The 3453-nt window shown below is 39.5% G+C and carries 2 protein-coding genes; one reads left to right on the forward strand and one right to left on the reverse strand.

Features of this window, described 5'->3' with window-relative positions:
• Positions 1-80: 80 nt before the first annotated feature.
• Positions 81-1235, reverse strand: coding sequence for a TlpA disulfide reductase family protein (locus tag HXN26_RS10785; RefSeq protein ID WP_273161252.1), 1155 nt, complete (start codon positions 1233-1235; stop codon positions 81-83).
• A gap of 286 nt (positions 1236-1521) precedes the next feature.
• Between HXN26_RS10785 and HXN26_RS10790 the strand changes: the two genes are divergently transcribed.
• Complete coding sequence (locus HXN26_RS10790) at positions 1522-2925, forward strand: C1 family peptidase (RefSeq protein WP_273161254.1); 1404 nt, start codon at positions 1522-1524, stop codon at positions 2923-2925.
• The last annotated feature ends 528 nt before the right edge of the window (positions 2926-3453 follow it).

Below are 3453 nucleotides of genomic sequence, written 5' to 3' on the forward strand. Positions count from 1 at the left end.
AAAGTCGGAGCTTTGTGCATAAAAAAGAGGATGTATCAATTTTGACACACCCTCCGTTTGTTATGTTATATAAGTCTGTTTTACAACAAAGCCTCTATCTCTTGCGGAAGATTTTTTATCTGTGAAGGGTTCTTTACAACAGTGTTGCTGCGGTCGATAAGGTAGATAATAGGTGTTGTAGTGGCAGTACTGGTGTACGCTTGGCTAATTCCTGTATTGTCAAAGACGTTAATCCATGGCAAACTTGCTACGCTTTCTTTCCAGAAATGTTCGTTTTCATCGAGCGAAACCATGTATATTTCCAAGCCCCTTTCGTGGTATTTATCGTACAATGCACGCATTTTCATAATATATTCTGGAGATTCTTGAATTGAGAAAGCATGGAAGTTAAGCAATACAACCTTTCCTTTTAAGTCAGTAAGATGGCGCATATTGCCTTTATTGTCGCGCAAAGGCAAGTCTATAACTCCCGTTTCTTCAGCTTTAATCTCTACTGGTCGTTTGTAAGCCGTAGTTATTCGGTCGTCTTGCATACCCTTAATTGTAATGTTGTGCAAGTTCTTCCCACGTTCTGAATTAGGGTAGAAAGCGTCCCAACTTGTAGCTACTGCACCGAAAACCTTATTATCTTTTGCGTCAATAGCAGGGTTAAAGATGAGTCGCGCCTCGTTATTTACAACAATATATTGGAAGAGTGCGAAGTAGCTATAAGCCTTCATAGGCTCTTTAAATATATAATTGTGCGACACATCTTTCTTGTATGCTTGCACAAGAACCTCTACAAGCGAGTCAGCAACCTGTGGTTGTTGGTCGTATAATGCCTGACACTGAGTCTGCAAGTTAATCTGTTTCAATGCCAACTCCTTTATTTTTTCGTTCTCGTACGACCCATTAACATTGTAATCGGTAGCCATTTGCGGATACGTTGCGGTTATCTTAACCGTTTCCATAGAGTCTATTGCAACGTTAATAATCTGTCCTGCAATGCGCAAACGATAAAATTCAGGGTTATTTACCTTATCGCTTGCAAACGAGAATGCACCTTTATCGTCGAGTTTCACAGAGTCTATGGTGGTAAAACCAGTCAAACTGTTGTGCTCAAAGTATAGAATGGAGTCCTTAGCATTACTGATTGCTCCTTCAACATGGAACTTTTCGCCACCACAACTACTCATAAACGCTGTTAATCCAATAAGAAATGCGCCTGCAACTAACGTCTTAAATATATTTTTCATTGCGTAAAAGTGTGATATTATAAGTGCAAAGGTAACCCTTTTCAATAGAAATACCAAGATGAAAGTATGAAAAAACGTTGTTCGCGGCCCATAAATGCTTGTCCTACTTTACATACTTTAGCTATTGTTATATATAAAGTTGTGGAATTAAAGTTTTTTATTTATCTTTGCAAAGTCGTCTTGTCGTATGGCTATCTCTGCATTTTGGGCATGGATAACGGCAAGTAACGCAACTATCAAGATACTATAAATACAGAAATAATCTATAAAGTTACAAACAAATTCTATGAACAAAAAGACTTTAATGGTCTGTGGTTTGATTAGCTTTTCGCTTTCAATGCAAGCACAGACAAAGGCTGGAGGGATTGATAAACAAATGATGGAGAAGATAACAGCGGGCAATTCGTCTTCTGCTAATCGTGCTCTTGCAAACGCTATTGCGACAAATTCAATCGATGACCTTGCCCGTAACTTCAAGAAAGCGGGAAAAGTTAATTCTCATTTCAGCGTTGAGACAACCAAACAGAACATTCACGACCAAAAGAGTTCGGGCAGATGTTGGCTCTTTACTGGTTTAAATGTGTTGCGTTCTAACTTTGCTCGCAAGCACAAAGACACGCTTCGAGTAGAGTTCTCACACGTTTACTTGAGCTTCCACGACCAGTTGGAAAAGGCTAACCTTATGCTTCAAGGTGTTATCGATAATGCTAATAAGCCAATAGAAGACCCTACTGTGCAGTTCTTCTTTAAGCATCCGATAAGCGATGGTGGTACTTTCTGTGGCGTTTCTGACCTCGTTGATAAGTACGGACTGGTTCCTATGGAAGCAATGCCAGAGAGTTATTCAGCTGAAAACACCTCTCGTATGGCGTCAATCATTTCTTCTAAGCTCCGCGAATTTGGCTTGGAACTTCGTAAGATGGTAGCTAATAAGAAGTCGGCAGCAGCTATTAAGGCGCGCAAAACAGAAATGTTGGGCGACATCTATCGCATTCTTACCCTCTCATTGGGCGAGCCTGTGAAGACTTTCGAGTATGCTTTCAAGGATAAGAACGGTAATAGCGTTGGCCAATCAAAGACTTATACACCACAATCGTTCCGCGATGAAGTGATGGGAAATAAGCTTAATGGTACCTTTATTATGGTAATGAACGACCCACGCCGTGAGTATTACAAGACTTACGAAGTGGAATACGACCGCCATACATACGATGGACACAACTGGAAGTACATCAATCTTCCTATGGAAGACATTGCAAAGATGTCTATTGCTTCTTTAAAAGACAATACAAAGATGTATACTAGCTATGACGTAGGCAAGCAGTTAGACCGCAAACGTGGCTTCTTGGACTTGGATAACTACGACTATGGTACACTCTTTGGTACATCGTTCCCAATGAATAAGGCTGAACGTATTTCTACATTCGATAGCGGTTCTACTCACGCAATGACACTTACAGCTGTAGATCTCGATACAAACGGAAAGCCAATTAAGTGGATGGTAGAGAATAGTTGGGGTCCAACAAACGGCCACAATGGTTATTTGATAATGACAAACCCATGGTTCAACGAGTACACTTTCCGTCTTGTGATAGACAAGAAGTATGTTCCAGAAAACATATTGAAGGCTTACGACCAAAAGCCAATCATGCTTACACCCGATGATCCATTGTTCCAAGAGGACAATTAAGATAACCCTATAGCTTATAGAGAAGGGGCATTTAAACCACTATATGCCCTGATTTGACTTCAAATTCAATCATGGAGCCCCTGCTCGAACTATCGAGTAGGGGCTCATTCTTTTTAAAAAGGTTTATCAAAAGTTGCTATTGTACGCTGAGTGGTTATATTTATTATTCTCTTAATGGGACTATACGATGATATGTTATACATTGCATTACGTACCCACATTAGTTATGTTGCAGGGTACAGAAATTGTTACAACTTTGTAAAGAAAATTCCGTTATAAAATCAAATAACCATTATTGCTTTGTAATAGTGCCTGTTTTACGCTGCAAAAGAGCCTGTTTTGTCGCGCAAAACAGGCTCTTTTAGAATGCAAAACAATGGGTATTGTAATACGTTGATAGTAAGGTGGTTACGCGATAATAATTATTTGTCGAAATCTTTACAGTTTTGCGGCATTGTTTTCTCACTTATTTTGGCTTATGTGACAAAAATGTGCTTATTTTAGCGTCGTTTTCTCTTATGTGACAAA

The organism is Prevotella aurantiaca, assembly GCF_015262605.1.
Lineage (GTDB): Bacteria > Bacteroidota > Bacteroidia > Bacteroidales > Bacteroidaceae > Prevotella > Prevotella aurantiaca.

Excerpts from the sequence above, each read along its gene's own strand:
- HXN26_RS10785 (WP_273161252.1), bottom strand. The coding sequence starts at position 1,235 with ATGAAAAATATATTTAAGACGTTAGTTGCAGGCGCATTTCTTATTGGA.
- HXN26_RS10790 (WP_273161254.1), top strand. The coding sequence starts at position 1,522 with ATGAACAAAAAGACTTTAATGGTCTGTGGTTTGATTAGCTTTTCGCTT.